Origin of the sequence: Bacillus sp. B.PNR1, assembly GCF_030386235.1 — a bacterium.
GTDB classification, from domain to species: domain Bacteria; phylum Bacillota; class Bacilli; order Bacillales; family Bacillaceae; genus Bacillus; species Bacillus stercoris.
This window is the reverse complement of record NZ_JANYMN010000001.1, coordinates 1-19,932: the sequence shown is the minus strand read 5'-3', so window position 1 is coordinate 19,932 and position 19,932 is coordinate 1. Positions and strand designations below refer to the sequence as shown.

Here is a 19,932-nt window from a genome sequence, read left to right as displayed (position 1 = left end):
ACAGATCGTGCAGTCCAAATGGCCTGCCTTACCTATTATAAACCTAATTTCAGAAATGAAAAAGAAACAAAGCTTAAATTTCTTTCTCCACTGGTAGCAAAGCTTGTATCCGCTTACCATAAAAGGAAAATCCCCTATATTCCTCCATCCGGCATTTATGAAAGTTCTCCGGCGATCTGTTCATACTAAAGGTATGCATCAAAGAGAAACGAGGCGATCACATTGCTTACAAAAGACCAGCTGCAGCATTTAAAAAATGAACTGGAGCAAACGAAAAAAGATATCTTAAACCGTTTCAAAGACAATGACCATTTTCAGCTCAATTCAGCCTTTCCGTATGATTCAATGGGGGAACTTTCAGCTTATGATAACCACCCCGGAGACCATGCAACCGAACTTTACGAGCGTGAAAAAGACATCGCTCTCGATTTACATGAGCGAGAGCACCTTCGGGACATTGAGCATTCATTAAAAGCGATAGAAAACGGTACGTACGGTATTTGTGAAGTCAGCGGAAAGGAAATCCCTTACGAAAGACTTGAAGCGCTTCCGACTGCCACAACACTCGCGAAGTATTCGTCACAGGACGTGGTGTCCAAAGACCGTCCGATCGAAGAAGAAACACCTTTCGGGCAATTTGAATTTGACGATGATGAAGAAATCAGAGCGCCATATGACAGTGAAGATTCCTATCAGGATGTCGAAAAATACGGTAACTCGCAAACGCCGCAGGATATGGAAAATCCGCCGCTCAGCTACGATGATATGACGATGAACGCCGAAGAGAATATCGGCAATACGGAGTCTTACGAAAATTTCATTGCTACTGATATCACCGGCAAAGAAATTACAGTTTATCAAAGCAGGGCCCATGAGCGTTATGAGGAAGAGCTTGATGAAGAGGGAATCATGACAACATTCGGCGATCTCCACGCTGATTGAACCCCCGATTATCGGGGGTTCTTTTCCGTTTTCAGCATATCGGAAATCAGCCTCAAATAATCCTTTTGCAGGCCGATGTCATACCGCTCGCCCTCTAGCAATTTCCCGTAAACATTGCATGCCCCGAGTGAAGCTTTAATCGCATCCGTTACCTGCACTTCTCCTCCGTTATCAGCTTCTAATTCGTCCAGCTTATCAAAGATTTCCGGTGTAAAAATATAACGTCCTGCTGCAGCAAAATGAGATGGCGGGTTTTGTTTAGGCTTTTCCACAATATCCTGGATGCGATAAATCCCTTTTTCAACAGGCTCCCCCTTTATCACCCCGTAATGATATAAATCCTCCGTTTTTGTTTCTTTTAAGCCGATCACACTGGACTGATATTTCGTATACGCTTCAATCAGCTGCCCCAAAGCCGGCTGATTGGCGGAAAAAATCAGATCATCGGGCAAAACGACGGTAAAAGGCTCTCCACCTGCAAATGGCCTTCCGTAAGAAATGGCATCACCCAAACCCTTTGCATAAGGCTGGCGCACGTAGTGAATCCGTATATCTGGAATTGGATGCTCACTGAGTAAATGCAGTTTATCCCGGGAGGCCAGAAAAGCTTCGAGTGCCAAAGAGGAATCGAAGTAGTCGACAATCAGGTTTTTATGGCTCGATACAACCATCAAAATGTCCTCAATGCCTGACTCTTTTAGTTCTTCAACAATATAATGAATTACAGGCTTAGACCCCACCGGAAACATTTCTTTCGGAATCACCTTCGTCACCGGCAGATTTCTCGTGCCGAATCCTCCGGCAGGAATGATCGCTTTTTTTATCATGGTATTTTCCCCTCAGCTTATGTTTATTACATGATATTCCAAGAGCGCATCCCGATGTTTGTCCATCTGAAATTAGGCGGACGCAACTGGGCAAAAAGCGGAATCACGAACCAGCCCTTTTTTAATAGGATATTGATATATGACCAGTAATCTTGAAAAGGAGCTCAGGTGATGAAAATTTGTGTGGTTGGCGCCGGATATGTCGGTTTAACTTTATCAGCGGCACTGGCATCCATCGGGCATGACATGATATGCACAGACAAAGACGTCAAAAAAATCGAGCAGCTGAAAAATGGAGACATTCCCTTTTACGAGCCTGGGCTTTCTGATGCAATAAACCATTACGGCAATCTCTCGTTTTCTTCTGAAGTGAAATCGAGCATGGAGAAATGTCCCGTCATCTTTATCGCAGTCGGAACCCCACCGCGTTCGGACGGGTCAGCTGATACGAAAGCCCTGCAGTCCGTCATCAGCGATTTGAGCGAGGCGATTCGATCGTATAAAACCATTATTACGAAAAGCACTGTTCCGCCCGGGACAAATGAAAACATAGCAAAACAGCTGGTTGCCTCCGGTGTGTCTGAAAGTTTGTTTAACATCGTATCCAATCCCGAGTTTCTGCGGGAAGGCAACGCCTTATATGACATGCTGCATCCTGACAAAACGGTCATCGGTATTCAGGAAGGCGATCACGTATCGGCAGCAATCGTCAAATCTATTTACAAACACATTGACACCCCTTATATCATTACAAGCTTAACAGGAGCAGAGCTGATCAAATATGCCAACAACTTCTTTTTAGCAGCCAAAATCTCGTTCATTAACGAAATGGCCCGCTTATGTGAAGCCTATCATTCAGATATCTCGGATATTTCCCGCGCTATCGGACTAGATCCGAGAATCGGGAGGCACTTTTTGCAGGCTGGCATCGGATACGGCGGCTCTTGTTTTCCAAAGGATCTGCAGGCGCTGCAATTTGCTGCCAAGGAAAAAAACACGGAGACCTTCCTGCTTCAAGCCGTGCAGCACATTAACGACACTCAGCTCGGCCTGTATATCAAAAAAATACAGTCATTCTTCGATACACTTCAAGGCAAGAAAGCAGCTGTACTCGGCATTTCCTTCAAACCCCATACCGATGACACCAGAAATTCTCAGGCCGTCAGACTGATTGAAGGGCTGGCAGAGCTGGGATGTGATGTTCATGCATATGACCCTGAAGCTGTCCTTCCAGAACATTTGCGGCAACATGCAACTCAGCATTCTCAAGCTTTTGATGCGATAGAAGAGAGTGACTTTTTATTTTTGGCGACAGAATGGCCTGAGTTTTTAGCGTTTGATTGGAAAAAGGCTGCAGGCATCATGAAAGGGCGTCTTGTGATTGACGGACGCAACGTACTGAAAAAAGAACCGATCGAGGCTTGCGGCCTGATCTGTACGGGGGTTGGGCGCCCATGAGAATACTCGTCACAGGAGCAGCGGGATTTATCGGCTCCCACCTCTGCGAAGAATTACTGAAGGATAAGAAACATCACATTATCGGAATCGATGACTTTATCGGTCCTACTCCATTTTCCTTAAAATTAAAAAACCTTATAACCCTGCTGCAAGAAAAACGATTTACGTTTATAAAGGAAAATCTGCTGACAGCTGATCTTTCTCCCTTACTGGAAGGAGTGGACGTCATCTTTCATTTGGCGGCCATTCCGGGTGTCCGCTCAAGCTGGGGCAATCATTTTCACCCATATGCCGCACATAATATCCAAGCGCTCCAAAGACTCCTTGAGGCATCCCGGGAACATCCTATTCAAACGTTCATCTTTGCATCCACCTCTTCCGTCTATGGCGAAAAACAAGGAAAAGTCAGCGAGAACGCGTCGCTTTCTCCTTTATCTCCATACGGGGTAACAAAGCTTACCGGCGAAAAGCTTTGCCATGTGTATCAACAAAGCTTTGGCATTCCAATTGTGATTCTCCGTTTTTTTACCGTTTACGGACCAAGACAGCGGCCAGACATGGCTTTTCACCGGCTCATCAAGCAGCACCTTCAGCAAAAGCCGCTCACGATCTTCGGTGACGGGCAGCAGTCAAGAGATTTTACTTACATCGGCGACTGTGTCAAAGGCATCACCGCTGTTCTTGGGAAACCCCACCTTATTGGTGAAACGGTAAATATCGGCGGCGCTGAACGTGCCTCAGTCTTAAAGGTTGTCTCCCTCATTGAAGAGATTTCCGGTAAAAAAGCAATACTGCACTTTTCGGACAAAATAGCAGGGGAACCGAGCAACACGTGGGCGGATATTTCAAAAGCAAAGCAGCTCTTGCATTATGATCCTGCCACATCCTTAAAGGATGGCTTGACTAACGAAATTGCCTATTTATCGTCGCTGTATCAGGGGGAATGAAAATGAAGCTTGCCTTTATCTGTACAGAAAAGCTGCCGGCGCCCGCGGTACGCGGCGGCGCTATTCAAATGATGATTGACGGTGTCACGCCCTATTTCAGCAGCCGCTACGACCTGACTATTTTTTCAATAGAAGATCCATCGCTTCCAAAAAGAGAAACGAAAAACGGCGTACATTATATCCATCTGCCAAAAGAGCATTACCGAGAGGCGGTAGCCGAAGAGCTGCGAGCCTCTTCCTTCGACCTCATTCATGTGTTTAACAGGCCTTTAAATGTCTCTTTATATAAAAAGGCTTCACCAAACAGCAAGATCATTCTGAGCCTGCATAACGAAATGTTTTCTGAAAAAAAGATGACCTTCGCGCAAGGAAAAGAAGTACTCGACAATGTCTCCATGATTACAACTGTCAGCGAATTTATTAAACAAACCGTCATCGAACGTTTCCCTGAAGCCGAGGACATCACAAAAGTCGTGTACTCGGGCGTTGATTTACACGCTTATCCGCCCGTCTGGACGACGAAAGGCGCGGCTGTCAGAGAAACATACCGAAAAAAATACGACATTGAGGATAAAAAAGTTATTTTATTCGCCGGCCGCTTAAGCCCGACAAAAGGGCCTCACCTTCTCATCCACAGCATGAGACGGATTTTGCAGCAGCATCCTGATGCTGTACTTGTCATAGCGGGCGGGAAGTGGTTCAGCGATGACAGCGAAAATCAATATGTCACCTATCTTCGCAAGCTGGCGCTGCCGTACAGAGACCACGTGATCTTTACAAAATTCATTCCCGCAGACGACATACCAAACCTTTTTCTGATGGCAGATGTATTTGTGTGCAGCTCTCAGTGGAATGAACCGCTCGCCCGTGTGAATTATGAAGCAATGGCAGCCGGCACGCCCTTAATTACCACAAACCGGGGCGGAAACGGAGAGGTCGTAAAACACGAAGTCACCGGCCTTGTCATTGACAGCTACAACAAACCTTCTTCATTTGCAAAAGCAATTGACAGAGCCTTTACAGATCAAGAATTAATGAACAAAATGACAAAAAACGGCCGTAAGCATGTAGAAGCTTTATTTACCTTTACACATGCTGCCAAACGGCTCAATGCAGTTTACCAATCCGTTTTGACCCCGAAAAACAAACAATTCCCGCCGCCTTTTCTGACGCAAAACCTTGATTTATCATCAATCAATCAGCTTTTTGTGAAAGCAAAATCATAAACCTACAGCTCGCGTTGCAAAACGGGCTGTTTTTTGTTGCAGAGAGCTCAAAAAAAGGCATAAAAGTGACTTTATGCCTTTCGCTTTACAGCTGAAGAAAACCATGGAGCTGGTTTAGAATCACTTGGAAGAATGATGATTTCCACTCTAGCTTCCTCCACTAATTCTGGTTCTTCATCATCATGCTCTTCTTCCTCAAAGAGCGGCATTGAGCGTTTCGACTCACGCTCCTCCTCAGGCTCTCGAGCAGTTTCAAATTTCGTTTCTTCTTCATCATTGATGATATTGTGTTCAGTTTCCTTTTCCTTCGTTTCTTCTTGATATTCTTTCGGTGCATTGATGTGAGGAAGCTCTCGGATGCTGCCCACAGCTAAATGCTTCTCCTCTTCCTCCTTCTCAGCTGAGATTGAGTCATGAGCCTGCCATCCCATTGACCCAGGCGGTGTAAATATGAATTGGTCGAGATCCAATTTAGAAATAGAGGCTTTTTGTCTCGATGACCTCATGTCAATTCGCCTCCCGATACGCTTTTATCTTTTTATACAGTTCCGGCAGTTTATCCAAAAACGAATCTTTAGATTCTTCAACGGAAATCATATTTTGCAGCGCCCAGTTATACTTCTCATCTGACCACGTTTTCTTTTGCTTTAAATAATATTTATGGCCGATTGCACAGAACAAATGCGGAAACGCGAGATCAATCCAAAGTACCTCGTACTGTTTTTCTGTGAGCGGATACACTTTGTCATAGGCCGCAAGCAGCGCAACCATGAAATCAGTATCCCACACAGAAAGCTTAACCATCACTTTATTCAGCAGAATACGAAGGTCTCTTGAAGGCAAATCGTAGGTAATCGAGTGAAGCTCCTTTAAAAAGGGCTCCCCGTCGATCTCAGTCAAACGTGCCAATGTAAAATCCTGAAAACAGAATCCGCCATGCTCGAGCGTTTCTTTTGTCCATGTTTCGTATTCTGAGTCATCAAGCGCTTGAAGTGCTTCTTTTCCTCTTGCCAGCATTTTATCAGCATGTTTTAAGAAAGTTTGCGAAAATACGTCATCAGGATAAGATGCTGCGATCTGCATATTCCCTTCAAGTTCCTGCAGCTTCCATCGGTACAATTTATGCCATTTTCCCAGCCTGCTTCTCTTCTTGCTTTCATCTGTGCAAACATATCCTTTTGACGCATGATGAAAATGGCCTGCAAACGACATGACTTTTTTCATTTGCTCTGCATCATAGTAAATCATTTCTTTTCCTGTCACTTTGTCATATAAGCTGTAAGAAACCTGATCCGTGCCCAAGCAGCTACCGCCATTTTTTGTTTGATGAATCGGCGCTATCGGCAGCCCTTTCTCTTGTAAATGGGCATGTGCCTGAGTAATAAAAAGCATCCGCTCCGGCTTCATTTGCGCTTCTTTTAGCAGCTTTGGGCCATGATCAGTTTGAACTTCCCAGATTTTGCGCCCGCTTTTGTTCGATTTCAGCGCCACATTGTCAATATGAAAAGGATAATAGCTGAGAATTTCAGACACAATCTGTTCTTCATGCTCTTTTTGGTACACTCTGTTCACCCCTTCTATCTGTTCTTTTCATAGACGCTGAGCAGATTTTCAGCCACCCTCTGCCAGCCGAAATTGCTTTCTGCCTCACGGCGGCTGTATTTCCCAAGCCGTTCCCGCTTTTCCGAGCTGCTCAGCAAATCATTGATATGTTCGGCATATTGTTTAGGATTTTCAAAGTCATGAATGATGTAGCCGTTTTTCCCTTCCTCTATGACCTCTGGATTGCCTCCCCGATTGCTTGTAATGATAGGCAGTCCCGCAGCCATCGCTTCATAATGCACCCTTGCTAAAGGTTCCTGCCATTGCGAAGAGCACACAAATACATCTGACATGGTATAAAGGCGCGGAATGTCCTTTGGCTTCACAAATTGAATAAATGTGACATGATCCTTTTGCATCGCGCCAAGGGTATGAAGATGTTTGACATAGTTATTTAATTCATTATCTCCGAACCATTTGGACCCGATAAACACCATCATGACATCGGGATGCTCCTCAATGATGTCCGGCAAAGCCTGCAATAAAATGTGCGGGCCTTTGACTTTGCTAAGACGGCCGACAAATAGGACGATTTTTTTGCCGTGAAGCCCCAGCTCGCTTCGCATCTCTTCGCGAGCCCGCTGTCCTTCATTCGTCCAGCGGGGATGGTACGCTTTTAAATCCACACCGGAATAAACTGTTTTTGTTTTTGATCGGGCTGACGGAAAACGGCTTGTGATCGTCTGTCCGATATAATCGCTGACCGTAACAATCTGCGCTACGGAATCGATGCAAATCTCTCCTTCTGCCTGGCTGATTTTATCGTAAGCAAACATTTCATTGTGAACGCTTAATATAAAAACAGCGTCCGGCGCCTGTTTCTTCAATTTTGGAACCCAGCTTGGGCGATTACAAACATGCACAAGGTCAAAGCGGCTCCTTCTCAGCTCTTCTCCAACAGCTTCTTCATAACGGTCTTCATCCAAATGCACATAATGGACACCGTCTGCCGTCTCTCTATCAGCGAGATTAGGATCTTTAATAGAAAACACAGTCACCTCATGTTTTTTGGCAATTAAAGGGGCAACCGCTTCGAGGTAGATTTGAATGGCGCCTCCTCGAACCGATGGGACAGGAAGCTTCTCTGTGGCGATCAGTGCTATTTTCATACATAGCCTCCATTCCTGCATGATTTTTAACTAGTTAGAATCATGATACGGCTGATCAACCAACTTGTGCGGATTGGGACTGCCCCAAAAACAAAACGGGTAAACAACCATATTCTTCTATTAAATATAGTCAAATATCTCAATCATTTTTTCCTTTTGATTCATAAGGTAGGAGTAAAACAGGTAAGGATGTGTCCTTTAATGGCAGAAAACCACGAAGTCATTGAGGAGGGGAATTCATCAGAGCTTCCTTTATCAGCAGAAGATGAAAAAAAATTAACGGAGCTGGCTGAAAATGTGCTTCAAGGATGGGATTTGCATGCTGAAAAAATAGACGTCATTCAGGGAAATCAGATGGCGCTGGTCTGGAAGGTCCACACAGGCTCCGGCGCGGTTTGTCTGAAACGAATACACAGACCAGAAAAGAAAGCGTTATTTTCCATTTTTGCGCAGGATTATTTAGCAAAAAAAGGCATGAATGTTCCTGGCATACTCCCAAACAAAAAAGGCAGCCTATATTCCAAGCACGGCTCCTTTCTATTTGTCGTATATGATTGGATCGAAGGAAGACCGTTTGAGCTGACTGTAAAGCAGGACTTGGAGTTTATCATGAAAGGCCTTGCTGATTTCCATACAGCGTCCGTCGGTTATCAGCCGCCGAATGGCGTTCCCGTATTTACCAAATTAGGGCGCTGGCCGAATCACTACACGAAACGGTGCAAACAGATGGAAACGTGGAAGCTGATGGCGAGAGCGGAAAAAGAAGACCCTTTCTCACAGCTTTATCTTCAGGAGATAGACCGCTTCATTGAAGACGGCCTGCGCATCAAAGACCAGCTTTTGCAATCGGCCTATGTTCCATGGACTGAACAGCTGAAAAAAAGCCCTAACCTTTGCCACCAGGATTACGGAACCGGAAATACACTCTTAGGAGAAAATGAACAGATTTGGGTCATCGACTTAGATACCGTATCATTTGATCTGCCTATTCGCGATTTGCGCAAAATGATTATTCCGCTTTTGGATACGACGGGCGTTTGGGATGACGAGACATTTCATGTCATGCTGAACGCATACGAATCCAGAGCCCCATTAACTGAAGAACAAAAACAAGTCATGTTTATAGATATGCTGTTTCCTTATGAGCTTTACGATGTCATTCGCGAAAAATACGTCCGCAAGTCTGCTTTACCGAAGGAAGAATTAGAATCAGCTTTTGAATATGAACGCATTAAATCAAACGCATTGCAGCAGCTGATTTAAATCCATCATTTCCCCCGCATATCGGGGGTTTGATCTTTATAAGCTAAAGGGTAAGTATAAATGTAAAATAAATACATACGGAGGTTGCAAACATGAAAAAGATGATCGGCGCCATAGCAGTTTTTGTGATTTCATACGCGCTGTTTTCAGCCGCAGGATACCTGTTTCCTGTTGACCAAGAATGGTACAATTCATTAAAAAAACCCGACTGGACGCCAAGCGGTTCTGCAATCGGCATCATTTGGGCCATTCTGTTTGCCCTGATCTCCCTTTCAGCTGCCATTATATATGCTGCGTTTTCTTTTAAAGGTGCAAAAAGCTTTTGGTTTGCGTTTTTAATAAATTACGTGCTCAATCAGGCATTCAGCTATTTCCAGTTTACGCAAAAAAATCTGCTGGCTGCATCGATTGACTGCCTGCTTGTCGCCATTACAGCAATCGTATTACTGATCATTGCGAAAAAATACAGCAGAGCCGCAAGCTATCTTCTTTTGCCTTATTTTTTATGGAGTGCATTTGCGACGTTCTTATCCTTTGCCATCGATTCAATGAATCTGTGAACAAAAAAAGCCGCTGTATAAGCGGCTTTTTCATATCATCGGCTTGATGCCCCAAATGTCCTTCGCATATTCCCGGATCGTGCGGTCGCTGGAGAAATATCCAGAATGAGCAATGTTTACAATCGAACGCTCAGACCATTTCCTTCGTTCTCGATAATCAGCTTGAATTCGCTCTTGCGCATCTGCATATGAGCTGAAATCCTTCAGTACAAAATACTCATCATTATGCGGAAGCAGCGAGTCATAGATCGATTCAAACTCATCTGCTTCTCCTTCAAAAAAACCATTGATCAGCTGATCGACTACCTGCCTGATTCTCCGGTCATGCTGATAATATTCCCTCGATCTATAACCGCCGTTTTCCTGATACGATAGAACATCATCCGCTTTTAAGCCGAACGTGTAAATACAATCAGGGCCCACCCGCTCAAGGATTTCGATATTAGCGCCATCATGCGTGCCGATCGTCAAAGCGCCGTTCATCATAAACTTCATATTTCCTGTACCAGACGCTTCCTTGCTTGCGGTTGAAATTTGCTCACTTACATCTGATGCCGGAAAAATTCGCTCAGCCATAGAAACTCTATAATTTTCTAAAAAAACAACTTTGATCAGCTGTTTGACCGCCGGATCATAATTGACTTTATCTGCGACAGAATGGATCAGCTTAATGATTTTCTTGGCATAATAGTAGCTTGGTGAAGCCTTTGCCCCGAAAATAAAGGTTTGCGGGTAGATTGAAAACCCAGCGTCCTCCTTGAGGCGGTTATACAAATACATAATGTGAAGAACATTCAACAACTGCCGTTTATATGCATGAAGCCGTTTCACCTGTACGTCGAATATGCTGTCAGGGTTCACAACCACCCCTGCCGTACAAAAAATCAAATCGGCAAGCTCTTGTTTTTTCTTGCTTTTGTTGTTTTGAAACTGTTCAATAAATGCAGGATCAGAGGCGTACTGTTCTAAACGGATCAGTGCTTCCGGCTGTTTCACCCATTCATCGCCGATCGCCTCTGTAATGATGGCAGACAAGCCTGGATTCGCTTTTAACAGCCATCGCCTGTGGGCAATTCCATTTGTCTTATTATTAAAACGATTTGGGAACAGCAAGTGAAAGTCGCGCATCTCCCTTTCCTTTAATATATCGGAATGAATTTTTGCAACACCATTTACACTGTAACTGCCTACTATGGCCAGATGAGCCATTTTGACAACACCATGCGCTGTAATCGCCATGTTCTCTATCCTTTTCCAGTCTCCCGGATACTTTTCCCAAACTGCGCGGCAAAACCTTTCATTGATCTCTTCAATAATCATATACATGCGCGGGAGCAGCGGCCTAAACAAATGAATCGGCCATTTCTCAAGCGCTTCTGACAATGTTGTATGATTCGTATAAGAGATCGTATGTACAGTGATATGCCAAGCTTCTTCCCAGCTCATGTCCTCTTCATCAAGCAAAATCCGCATCAGCTCAGGCACCGCAAGCGCAGGGTGAGTGTCATTAATATGAATGCTCACTTTTTTATGCAGGCCGGATAAAGATTTATGTGTTTTTCGGTAATTGTTTACAATGCTTTTTAAGCTTGCGCATACCAAAAAATACTGCTGCTTCAGACGTAAAATTTTCCCCTCGTCATGGGTGTCATCGGGATATAAAAATTCAGAAACCGCTTCTGTTTCCCGCTTATAAGATAAAATATTACCGCCATGATAATGCGCATAGGGCTCGGCGTTCCAAAGCCTTAACGTATTGACAGTGCCCGTTTCATAGCCGATGACCGGAATATCATAAGGAACAGCGGTTACAATTGTCGCTTGTTCGTGGCGAAAATGCAGACGCCCGCTTTTTTCTGTCATATGCACCTCGCCCCAAAATGGAACGTCAACTGCCTGATCCGCATTCCTTACTTCCCATACATTCCCGTTTTTCAGCCATTGCTCAGGCAGCTCCACCTGATGCCCGTCTACAATTTTTTGCTCAAACAAGCCATGCTTGTAACGGATGCCCATCCCGTGCCCCGGCAAGTTCAACGAAGCAAGAGAATCTAAAAAGCAAGCGGCCAACCGGCCAAGCCCGCCGTTGCCGAGACCAGCATCGTTCTCTATCTGAAGGATCTCCTCTAAATTGATGCCGATATCCTTTAAACCAGCTTCTACAACATCACGAACACCGAGATTCATTAAGTTTTGTTCAAGGAGCTGACCGAGCAGAAATTCGATTGATAAATAATATGTCTGCTTCCCGGAATTGGATCTGCTTTTTTCATTCGTCTTGATCCAATCTGCACTGATATACTCTCTGACCATATTGCCCAACGTTTTATATTGATCCAGCTTGGCAGAATCTTTAAAGCTTTTTCCGCACGTCATTTCCAGGCGCTTTAAAAATAAATCTGCAAAGCGTTCTTTACTCGAGAACATCCCGTCCACTCCTTGTCACATGCTCGAAAATGCGCTGATACTCTTTAGCCGACTTCCCCCAGCTGTAATCTGCATTCATTGCGGTCTTCATGATGCTCTGCCATACATCCTGTTGGCGATAAAACGACAGCGCCCTTTCAATCGTAAATTTCAGGTCATGCGCATTGAAGGCGGAAAATGTAAAACCATTGCCCGTCCCCTCTTCCTCCTGATATGAACGGACAGTGTCGTAAAGTCCGCCCGTTTCTCTAACAATGGGAATGGCGCCATATTGAAGAGCAATGAGCTGCCCCAAGCCGCACGGCTCAAATTTCGACGGCATCAAAAACATATCAGATCCCGCATAAATTTGGTGGGCAAGCGGCTCATCAAACCCAATATAAGCTCGGCACTTCTCATGAAAAGCAAATTCTGCATACCGGAAATAATCTTCAAATTCACGTTCTCCTGTCCCCAGCACAACCAGCTGTATGTCTTGCTCCTCAAGAAGCTCGTGCATAATTCTGCGGACAAGATCAAGCCCCTTTTGTTTAGTGAGCCTTGTCACCATACTGATCAGCGGAATATCGTTTTTCTCTGGAAGCCCCATTCGCCGCTGAAGCTTCGTTTTGTTTTCCATCTTGCATGCAAGATGTTCCGAGTCGTATTGCGCCTCTATATAAGGATCGCTTTTCGGCTGATAGAACGTATCATCAATGCCATTTAATATGCCCGTTACATCATTTTTCCTATATTGCAAAACCTGTTCCAGCTGCTCACCATAATACGGCGTCAAGATTTCATTTCTGTAAGTAGGGCTCACAGTCGTCACATGATCAGCCGCAATGATGCCCGCCTTCATAAAATTAACAAATCCGTTGCATTCTAACCTTTCATAGTGAAAATGATCCATCTCAAGACCCAGCAAGTCATGTGTGACATCGGGAGGGAATATGCCTTGAAACTGTAAGTTGTGAATCGTGAGCACGCTTTTCATGCGTTCATAAAAAGGATGTTTTCTGTATTCCTCTTTCAGCAAATAATTGACCATCGCTGTATGCCAGTCGTGAGTATGAACAATATCGGCTGGAACATTCACAACTTTGGCAGCCTCCAGCACAGCTCTTGAAAAAAAGGCAAACCGCTCACCGTCATCATAATGCCCATACAACGAATCCCGGTTGAAATAGTACTCATTTTCGATGAAATAATAATTCACATCATCCTCTGCCATATGTTCAATTCCGCAATATTGCTGCCGCCAGCCGACAGCTACGGTACACTCAGCCTTTTTTTTCATACGCTTTTTCCACGGCTCAGGTATTTGGCTGTACTTCGGCAGCATCACATATACCTCATTGTCTAATCGCGCAAGCGCCTTCGGAAGAGCACCTGCTACATCGGCAAGACCTCCGGATTTAACAAATGGGGTGCATTCAGACACAGCAAATAATATCTTCAAGAATTCATCAGCTCTCCTTGCACCAAACCTTTTCTTAATACAAGCGGCTGCTCAGCTGTTCCAGCAGCTTCCGTCGCCTTGCCGATTTTAACGTCCTTATCAGAAATGACCTGCTCAAGAAGACAATCCTCGCCAATCTGCGTTTTTTGCATAATAATGCAGTTTTTCAGCTTCGTACCCTTTCCAACATGGACCGCCCTGAACAAAATGCAGTTTTCAACCTCTCCTTCAAGTACACAGCCGTTTGCCACCAAAGAATTTTTGACAGTGCTGTGTTTTCCGTATTTCGTCGGCGGTTCATCCTTCACTTTTGTGTAGATCGGCTGCTGCGGCAAAAACACCTGCTGCCAAAAACGAGGCTGAATGAGTTCCATGCTGTGGGTATAATATTTTTCCACTGAATCAATAACAGCGGCATAACCTGAATATTCATAAGGGCAAATGGTCAAGGCGGAAGCTTCCTTTTCAACAGCCTCCTGAATGGTTTTATAGCCTTTTTCGCTATGTCCGTAGATCAGCTCCTTTAAAAGTGTTGTAGACATGATATAGATTTGCAGCGACTGGCCGTCCTGAAATACCTCGGTGACATCGCAGCCAACCTCCTGATGGCGTTTCAGCACATATTGAAATTGAATGTTGCATACGGTATGGCTGTTGGAGATAACAGCATATTGCTGCGTGCTTCTGTGGAAGTAATCTAGATGGTCCGAAAACTGGCGAAAGGAACCGAATTCATCGTATTCGTGATGAAGATGGGGAGACGGGAAAAAAAAGAGACCGTCCTTTTTCCGATGCAAATCCCATTCCTTACCTGCCCCAAGGTGATCCATGAGCGAACGGTAACGATACTTCGGAAAAATGGCAACACTCCTAATATCCGCATTCACCATGTTGGAAAGCATAAAATCAATCAGACGGTATCTGCCGGCAAAAGGAATCGCCCCAAGCGACCGCTGTGCTGTTAAATCCTGAAGAGAATGCTTATATGTGGTTTCATCTATAACACCTAACATTTGATTATTGAACACTGATTCTGCCCCCTGTTCAGTAATTAAATCAATTCTTTTTCTACAAATTCCTCTGAAACGAGCAGCACCTCTTCAATGTCTTTTTCGGAGCGAATCACTGCACCATCCGGGAGCACCGTCCCCTTAGGAACGATGGCATTTTCAATCACTACATGCTCCCCAATCGTCACATCCGGCATGATGACGGATGATTTGACAGTCGCATGCTTACCGACAGTCACACCTTGAAAAAGAACGGAGTGAGACACATTTCCATACACAACACAGCCTTCGTTCACAAGCGAATCTTGAACCTGCGCATCAGATGAAATAAATTGCGGGGGCTGATTGGGATTGACGGAGTAAATTTTCCATTTGCGTTCAAACAGCTTCAGCTCCGAGTCCTCTTTTAACAAATCCATATTGGCTTCCCACAAGCTCTGCACTGTTCCGACATCCTTCCAATATCCTTTGAACGGATAAGCGGAAAGCTTCTTTTTCTCCTTCAAAAGCAGAGGAATAATGTCCTTGCCGAAGTCGTGGCTAGAATAAGGGTTCTGATCGTCCATCTCAAGATACTGTTTCAAAAGCGGCCAATTGAAGATATAAATTCCCATTGAGGCAAGATTGCTCTTAGGGAACTTGGGCTTTTCATCAAATTGTGTGATCGTCCCATCTGGATTGGCCTTCATAATCCCGAACCGGCTTGCTTCCTCCCAGCCCACTTCGATGACAGAGATGGTCACATCCGCTTTCTTTTCAATGTGAAAGTCAAGCATTTTGCCGTAGTCCATTTTGTATATGTGATCCCCTGATAAAATCAGTACATACTCAGGATCATATTGATTCAAATAATTGAGATTTTCATAAATGGCGCTTGCCGTCCCTTTATACCATTTGACTTCTGATGACTCAGCATAAGGAGGTAAAACCGTCACTCCGCCATTATATCTATCAAGATCCCATGCACTGCCGATTCCAATATAGGAATTCAGCTCAAGCGGCTGATATTGCGTTAAAATCCCGACTGTGTCTATGCCTGAATTAGAACAGTTGCTTAGGGTAAAATCAATAATCCTGTATTTTCCCCCAAAAGATACAGCCGGTTTGGCCATATTTTTTGTTAAACCGCTTAGACGGCTGCCCTTTCCGCCGGCAAGGAGCATGGCTACACATTGTTTTTTCATCTTTTTATCTCTCCTCTTTTTCTAACCGCCCGTAAAATCGAGATGCCGTAAGGGGGGATGGTCATCGTGATATAACACGGTTTATGATGAAGAGCTCCCTTTTTGGCCGATATCGGCTTTTTATTGATTTGTCCTGAGCCTCCATATGTTTCACTGTCACTGTTCAGCACTTCGATGTATTGGGTAAAAAAAGGAACTCCAACAGCATATTGATGATAGACCGCGGGTCTAAAATTACAAATGATGACAAGCGCCTCACCGTGCTTTTTGCCATAGCGAATAAAAGAAAAGATTGATTGTTCGTCATTATGGACATCAATCCATTCAAACGATTGTGCACGATGGTCATGTTCATAAAGGATTTTGCTTTTTTGGTAAAAGCGGAGAAGATCTTGCGTAAAAACGCTGGCTTTCTGATGCATGGGGAAGGAGTCCAAAAACCAATCAAGCTGTTCTGTATCTTTCCATTCATCAAATTGGGCAAACTCTGATCCCATAAAGATCAATTTCTTTCCGGGATGCACTGTCATATAGCCCAGCAAAAGCCGATACTGGGCAAATTTCTGCCAGTAGTCGCCAGGCATTTTATTAAGAAGTGATTTTTTTCCGTATACGACTTCATCATGAGAAAACGGCAACACAAAATGTTCACTAAACGCATACAGTAATGAAAAAGAGATAAGCTGATGACAATGCCGCCTTTCTTCAGGCGGCGTCTCCATGTATTTCAGTACGTCATTCATCCATCCCATATTCCATTTATAATGAAAACCAAGCCCCCCTTCCTCAACGGCACCTGTCACTTGAGGCCATTCTGTAGAATCTTCCGCGATCATCATCACCTGTGGATATGCCTCTCTCATGGTTTGATTGAGTTTTTTTAAAAATTCAACAGCATATGGATTCGTGTGGCGTTCATCCTGATTTGGCCAATACAAGATATTAGCCACTGCATCAACCCTAAATCCATCTATATGATAGAATTCCGCCCAGTACAACGCATTCGAAATTAAAAAACTATGAACTTCTGGTTTTCCCAGGTCAAAATTTGCCGTACCCCATAACCAGTTCTCCCGATCACGTTCTTCTTTGTATTCATAAAGCGGTTCTCCATCAAACATATAAAGGCCATGTGCATCTTTACAAAAATGTCCAGGAACCCAATCTAAAATGACTCCGATATTTTGTTGATGACATTCATCAACAAACCTCATCAGATCGTGCGGTGTGCCAAACCTGCTTGTTGGGCTGTAATACCCCGTTCCTTGGTACCCCCAGGAACGATCGTATGGATGCTCATACACCGGAAGCAGTTCAATATGGGTAAACCCATGCTCTTTGATATACGGAATGAGCGTCTGACTTAATTCTTTATACGAGTAATGCCTGCCATCAGAATGCTTCTTCCAAGACCCGAGATGCAGTTCATAAATGAAAACAGGTTTCTCATACAGCGTCTTAGTCTTCTGTTTCTTTTGCCATCTTTGATCTTGCCAGCTGTACCTTTCCAAATCGTAAGTAAGTGACGCTGTGTTTGGTCTGACTTCTGAATAAATGGCGTATGGATCTGCCTTCAGCCTGATCTCACCGCAATTTGTCACGATTTCATATTTATATCGTTCCTTCTCTCCTAAACCCGGAATAAATAACGTCCAAATACCATTATCATTCACTCTGTGCATCACATGCTGTTCTCCCGACCAGCTGTTAAAATCCCCAGCCACTCGTACTTCCGACGCATGAGGCGCCCACACACAGAATTCATATCCGCTTGTGCCATTCAGCTCACGAAAATGCGAGCCAAACAGCTGATAGCTTTTAAACAGACTGCCTTCGTGAAAAAGATAAACATCATGTGCTGTAGGGCTGGCAACGGCCATGTAATCATCCTTTCTGACATCATAGTTTTCATTTATAGTATTTATTCGAAGAAATAAAAAAAAGCCCTTTCCTGAAAGCGCTTATACTTATAGACAATTAACTTCATTTTCTGAAGAAAAACAAAATATATGGAGATTTTTGTTGCCTGTTTTAAAATAAAGAACGAAGCTTATGACATATCCATGATTGATAAAAATAAAAAAGCCTTGCAGGATATGCAAGGCTTCTGGATGACCCGTACGGGATTCGAACCCGTGTTACCGCCGTGAAAGGGCGGTGTCTTAACCGCTTGACCAACGGGCCGACAATTATAAATTTATATCTGTAATCATATGGCGGAGAAGGAGGGATTTGAACCCTCGCGCCGCTTACACGACCTACACCCTTAGCAGGGGCGCCTCTTCAGCCACTTGAGTACTTCTCCATATGGCTCCACAGGCAGGATTCGAACCTGCGACCGATCGGTTAACAGCCGATAGCTCTACCACTGAGCTACTGTGGAATATAAAAGTCATGGTGGGCCTGAATGGACTCGAACCATCGACCTCACGCTTATCAGGCGTGCGCTCTAACCAGCTGAGCTACAGGCCCATGACGATATAGAAATGGAGCGGGTGATGGGAATCGAACCCACGACATCAGCTTGGAAGGCTGAGGTTTTACCACTAAACTACACCCGCAATTTTTATTTGGGGCGATTGATGGGAATCGAACCCACGAATGCCAGAGCCACAATCTGGTGCGTTAACCACTTCGCCACAACCGCCAAAATATATATTGATAAAATGGTGGCTCGGGACGGAATCGAACCGCCGACACACGGATTTTCAGTCCGTTGCTCTACCAACTGAGCTACCGAGCCTAAGTATTTAAATGGCGGTCCGGACGGGACTCGAACCCGCGACCTCCTGCGTGACAGGCAGGCATTCTAACCAACTGAACTACCGGACCATTTTAAAGTTTGGTTGCGGGGGCAGGATTTGAACCTGCGACCTTCGGGTTATGAGCCCGACGAGCTACCGAACTGCTCCACCCCGCGATGATTGGGAATATGTATGGCGGAGGAAGAGGGATTCGAACCCCCGCGGGCTTTGACACCCCTGTCGGTTTTCAAGACCGATCCCTTCAGCCAGACTTGGGTATTCCTCCGTATAGTGGTGGACCTTGTAGGACTCGAACCTACGACCGGACGGTTATGAGCCGTCTGCTCTAACCAACTGAGCTAAAGGTCCATTGGTAGCGGCGGAGGGGATCGAACCCCCGACCTCACGGGTATGAACCGTACGCTCTAGCCAGCTGAGCTACACCGCCAAATATTTTTTAGAAACCAAGTGGAGCCTAGCGGGATCGAACCGCTGACCTCCTGCGTGCAAAGCAGGCGCTCTCCCAGCTGAGCTAAGGCCCCAGGAATGGTCGGGAAGACAGGATTCGAACCTGCGACCCCATGGTCCCAAACCATGTGCTCTACCAAGCTGAGCTACTTCCCGATTTCGTATAGATCATGGCGCGCCCGAGAGGAGTCGAACCCCTAACCTTTTGATCCGTAGTCAAACGCTCTATCCAATTGAGCTACGGGCGCAAAACTTAATGCCGAGGGCCGGACTTGAACCGGCACGGTAGTCACCTACCGCAGGATTTTAAGTCCTGTGTGTCTGCCAATTCCACCACCCCGGCGTGGATGGTATAGTTGGAGCGGAAGACGGGATTCGAACCCGCGACCCCCACCTTGGCAAGGTGGTGTTCTACCACTGAACTACTTCCGCAGAAATGGTGCGGATGAAGGGACTTGAACCCCCACGTCTGTAAAGACACTAGAGCCTGATTCTAGCGCGTCTGCCAATTCCGCCACATCCGCAACATGTAAATGGTGAGCCATGAAGGACTCGAACCTTCGACCCTCTGATTAAAAGTCAGATGCTCTACCAACTGAGCTAATGGCTCTTCTTACAAGAGACTTAAGTATTATATCATATAAAAGTGGTGCCGGCAAGAGGACTTGAACCCCCAACCTACTGATTACAAGTCAGTTGCTCTACCAATTGAGCTACACCGGCA

Annotated in this window: 15 protein-coding genes and 20 tRNA genes; 6 read left to right on the top strand and 29 right to left on the bottom strand. The window is 45.0% G+C overall.

Annotated elements, in window-relative coordinates; genetic code table 11:
- Positions 1 to 222 precede the first annotated feature (222 nt).
- Positions 223 to 942 carry a yteA family sporulation protein gene (locus NZD81_RS00175; RefSeq protein WP_282373207.1) on the top strand — a complete coding sequence of 240 codons (720 nt, stop codon included), beginning with the start codon at positions 223 to 225 and terminating at the stop codon, positions 940 to 942.
- 8 nt (positions 943 to 950) lie between these two features.
- Here the strand turns inward: NZD81_RS00175 and NZD81_RS00170 are convergent, their stop codons facing one another.
- On the bottom strand, positions 951 to 1,769 hold the full coding sequence (locus NZD81_RS00170; protein ID WP_282373209.1) for a UTP--glucose-1-phosphate uridylyltransferase: 819 nt from the start codon (positions 1,767 to 1,769) through the stop codon (positions 951 to 953).
- 171 nt (positions 1,770 to 1,940) lie between these two features.
- Between NZD81_RS00170 and NZD81_RS00165 the strand changes: the two genes are divergently transcribed.
- The 3 genes from NZD81_RS00165 to NZD81_RS00155 are packed head-to-tail and all read left to right on the top strand — an operon-like array spanning position 1,941 to position 5,400.
- The gene (locus tag NZD81_RS00165; RefSeq protein WP_172640568.1) at positions 1,941 to 3,227 is read left to right on the top strand and encodes a UDP-glucose dehydrogenase family protein; all 1,287 of its coding nucleotides are present in this window, start codon (positions 1,941 to 1,943) and stop codon (positions 3,225 to 3,227) included.
- Positions 3,224 to 4,174, top strand: a complete 951-nt coding sequence (locus tag NZD81_RS00160; protein WP_282373212.1) for an NAD-dependent epimerase/dehydratase family protein — start codon at positions 3,224 to 3,226, stop codon at positions 4,172 to 4,174. Before NZD81_RS00165 ends, NZD81_RS00160 begins: the two co-directional genes overlap by 4 nt.
- A gap of 2 nt (positions 4,175 to 4,176) precedes the next feature.
- Positions 4,177 to 5,400, top strand: a complete 1,224-nt coding sequence (locus NZD81_RS00155; protein WP_103030896.1) for a glycosyltransferase family 4 protein — start codon at positions 4,177 to 4,179, stop codon at positions 5,398 to 5,400.
- Positions 5,401 to 5,471: 71 nt separating this feature from the next.
- Here the strand turns inward: NZD81_RS00155 and NZD81_RS00150 are convergent, their stop codons facing one another.
- The 3 genes from NZD81_RS00150 to cotSA are packed head-to-tail and all read right to left on the bottom strand — an operon-like array spanning position 5,472 to position 8,111.
- Positions 5,472 to 5,906 carry a hypothetical protein gene (locus tag NZD81_RS00150; RefSeq protein WP_136654388.1) on the bottom strand — a complete coding sequence of 145 codons (435 nt, stop codon included), beginning with the start codon at positions 5,904 to 5,906 and terminating at the stop codon, positions 5,472 to 5,474.
- A gap of 1 nt (position 5,907) precedes the next feature.
- Positions 5,908 to 6,963 (bottom strand): spore coat putative kinase CotS, encoded by a 1,056-nt coding sequence (gene cotS, locus NZD81_RS00145; RefSeq protein ID WP_014665115.1) that lies wholly within the window; start codon positions 6,961 to 6,963, stop codon positions 5,908 to 5,910.
- 14 nt (positions 6,964 to 6,977) lie between these two features.
- A complete protein-coding gene (gene cotSA / locus NZD81_RS00140; RefSeq protein WP_136654389.1) occupies positions 6,978 to 8,111 on the bottom strand; it encodes a spore coat protein CotSA in 1,134 nt (377 codons plus the stop codon).
- A 189-nt stretch (positions 8,112 to 8,300) separates the two neighbouring features.
- Between cotSA and cotI the strand changes: the two genes are divergently transcribed.
- Positions 8,301 to 9,374, top strand: a complete 1,074-nt coding sequence (gene cotI, locus NZD81_RS00135) for a spore coat kinase CotI (protein WP_136654390.1) — start codon at positions 8,301 to 8,303, stop codon at positions 9,372 to 9,374.
- Between the two features lie 92 nt (positions 9,375 to 9,466).
- Positions 9,467 to 9,934 (top strand): TspO/MBR family protein, encoded by a 468-nt coding sequence (locus NZD81_RS00130; RefSeq protein ID WP_136654391.1) that lies wholly within the window; start codon positions 9,467 to 9,469, stop codon positions 9,932 to 9,934.
- A gap of 30 nt (positions 9,935 to 9,964) precedes the next feature.
- Here NZD81_RS00130 and glgP read toward each other — a convergent pair whose 3' ends face one another.
- The 25 genes from glgP to NZD81_RS00005 all read right to left on the bottom strand — a co-directional run bounded on the left by glgP (position 9,965) and on the right by NZD81_RS00005 (position 19,931).
- The gene (glgP, locus tag NZD81_RS00125) at positions 9,965 to 12,361 is read right to left on the bottom strand and encodes a glycogen phosphorylase GlgP (RefSeq protein ID WP_136654392.1); all 2,397 of its coding nucleotides are present in this window, start codon (positions 12,359 to 12,361) and stop codon (positions 9,965 to 9,967) included.
- Positions 12,348 to 13,802 carry a glycogen synthase GlgA gene (glgA, locus tag NZD81_RS00120; RefSeq protein WP_282373217.1) on the bottom strand — a complete coding sequence of 485 codons (1,455 nt, stop codon included), beginning with the start codon at positions 13,800 to 13,802 and terminating at the stop codon, positions 12,348 to 12,350. Before glgA ends, glgP begins: the two co-directional genes overlap by 14 nt.
- Entirely contained in the window at positions 13,799 to 14,830 is a 1,032-nt protein-coding gene (glgD, locus tag NZD81_RS00115) for a glucose-1-phosphate adenylyltransferase subunit GlgD (RefSeq protein WP_080478266.1), read from the bottom strand. Before glgD ends, glgA begins: the two co-directional genes overlap by 4 nt.
- Positions 14,831 to 14,853: 23 nt before the next feature.
- Positions 14,854 to 15,996 carry a glucose-1-phosphate adenylyltransferase gene (locus tag NZD81_RS00110; protein ID WP_147772413.1) on the bottom strand — a complete coding sequence of 381 codons (1,143 nt, stop codon included), beginning with the start codon at positions 15,994 to 15,996 and terminating at the stop codon, positions 14,854 to 14,856.
- On the bottom strand, positions 15,993 to 17,876 hold the full coding sequence (gene glgB, locus NZD81_RS00105) for a 1,4-alpha-glucan branching enzyme (RefSeq protein WP_282373221.1): 1,884 nt from the start codon (positions 17,874 to 17,876) through the stop codon (positions 15,993 to 15,995). The genes NZD81_RS00110 and glgB overlap by 4 nt, the downstream gene beginning before the upstream one ends.
- A 232-nt stretch (positions 17,877 to 18,108) precedes the next feature.
- Positions 18,109 to 18,180, bottom strand: a tRNA-Glu gene (locus tag NZD81_RS00100).
- Between the two features lie 30 nt (positions 18,181 to 18,210).
- Positions 18,211 to 18,301 (bottom strand) — tRNA-Ser (locus NZD81_RS00095).
- A 3-nt stretch (positions 18,302 to 18,304) separates the two neighbouring features.
- Positions 18,305 to 18,379 (bottom strand) — tRNA-Asn (locus NZD81_RS00090).
- 12 nt (positions 18,380 to 18,391) lie between these two features.
- A tRNA-Ile gene (locus NZD81_RS00085) sits at positions 18,392 to 18,468 on the bottom strand.
- Positions 18,469 to 18,483: 15 nt separating this feature from the next.
- Positions 18,484 to 18,557, bottom strand: a tRNA-Gly gene (locus NZD81_RS00080).
- Between the two features lie 10 nt (positions 18,558 to 18,567).
- A tRNA-His gene (locus tag NZD81_RS00075) sits at positions 18,568 to 18,643 on the bottom strand.
- Between the two features lie 20 nt (positions 18,644 to 18,663).
- A tRNA-Phe gene (locus tag NZD81_RS00070) sits at positions 18,664 to 18,739 on the bottom strand.
- 12 nt (positions 18,740 to 18,751) lie between these two features.
- Positions 18,752 to 18,828, bottom strand: a tRNA-Asp gene (locus NZD81_RS00065).
- An 11-nt stretch (positions 18,829 to 18,839) separates the two neighbouring features.
- A tRNA-Met gene (locus NZD81_RS00060) sits at positions 18,840 to 18,916 on the bottom strand.
- Between the two features lie 17 nt (positions 18,917 to 18,933).
- A tRNA-Ser gene (locus tag NZD81_RS00055) sits at positions 18,934 to 19,026 on the bottom strand.
- A gap of 6 nt (positions 19,027 to 19,032) precedes the next feature.
- Positions 19,033 to 19,109 (bottom strand) — tRNA-Ile (locus NZD81_RS00050).
- A gap of 2 nt (positions 19,110 to 19,111) precedes the next feature.
- Positions 19,112 to 19,188 (bottom strand) — tRNA-Met (locus NZD81_RS00045).
- A 21-nt stretch (positions 19,189 to 19,209) separates the two neighbouring features.
- Positions 19,210 to 19,282, bottom strand: a tRNA-Ala gene (locus NZD81_RS00040).
- A gap of 5 nt (positions 19,283 to 19,287) precedes the next feature.
- Positions 19,288 to 19,364, bottom strand: a tRNA-Pro gene (locus tag NZD81_RS00035).
- A 15-nt stretch (positions 19,365 to 19,379) separates the two neighbouring features.
- Positions 19,380 to 19,456, bottom strand: a tRNA-Arg gene (locus NZD81_RS00030).
- A gap of 9 nt (positions 19,457 to 19,465) precedes the next feature.
- Positions 19,466 to 19,551, bottom strand: a tRNA-Leu gene (locus tag NZD81_RS00025).
- 14 nt (positions 19,552 to 19,565) lie between these two features.
- Positions 19,566 to 19,640 (bottom strand) — tRNA-Gly (locus tag NZD81_RS00020).
- A 5-nt stretch (positions 19,641 to 19,645) separates the two neighbouring features.
- Positions 19,646 to 19,732, bottom strand: a tRNA-Leu gene (locus NZD81_RS00015).
- 10 nt (positions 19,733 to 19,742) lie between these two features.
- Positions 19,743 to 19,818, bottom strand: a tRNA-Lys gene (locus tag NZD81_RS00010).
- A gap of 37 nt (positions 19,819 to 19,855) precedes the next feature.
- A tRNA-Thr gene (locus tag NZD81_RS00005) sits at positions 19,856 to 19,931 on the bottom strand.
- Between the last annotated feature and the right edge of the window lies 1 nt (position 19,932).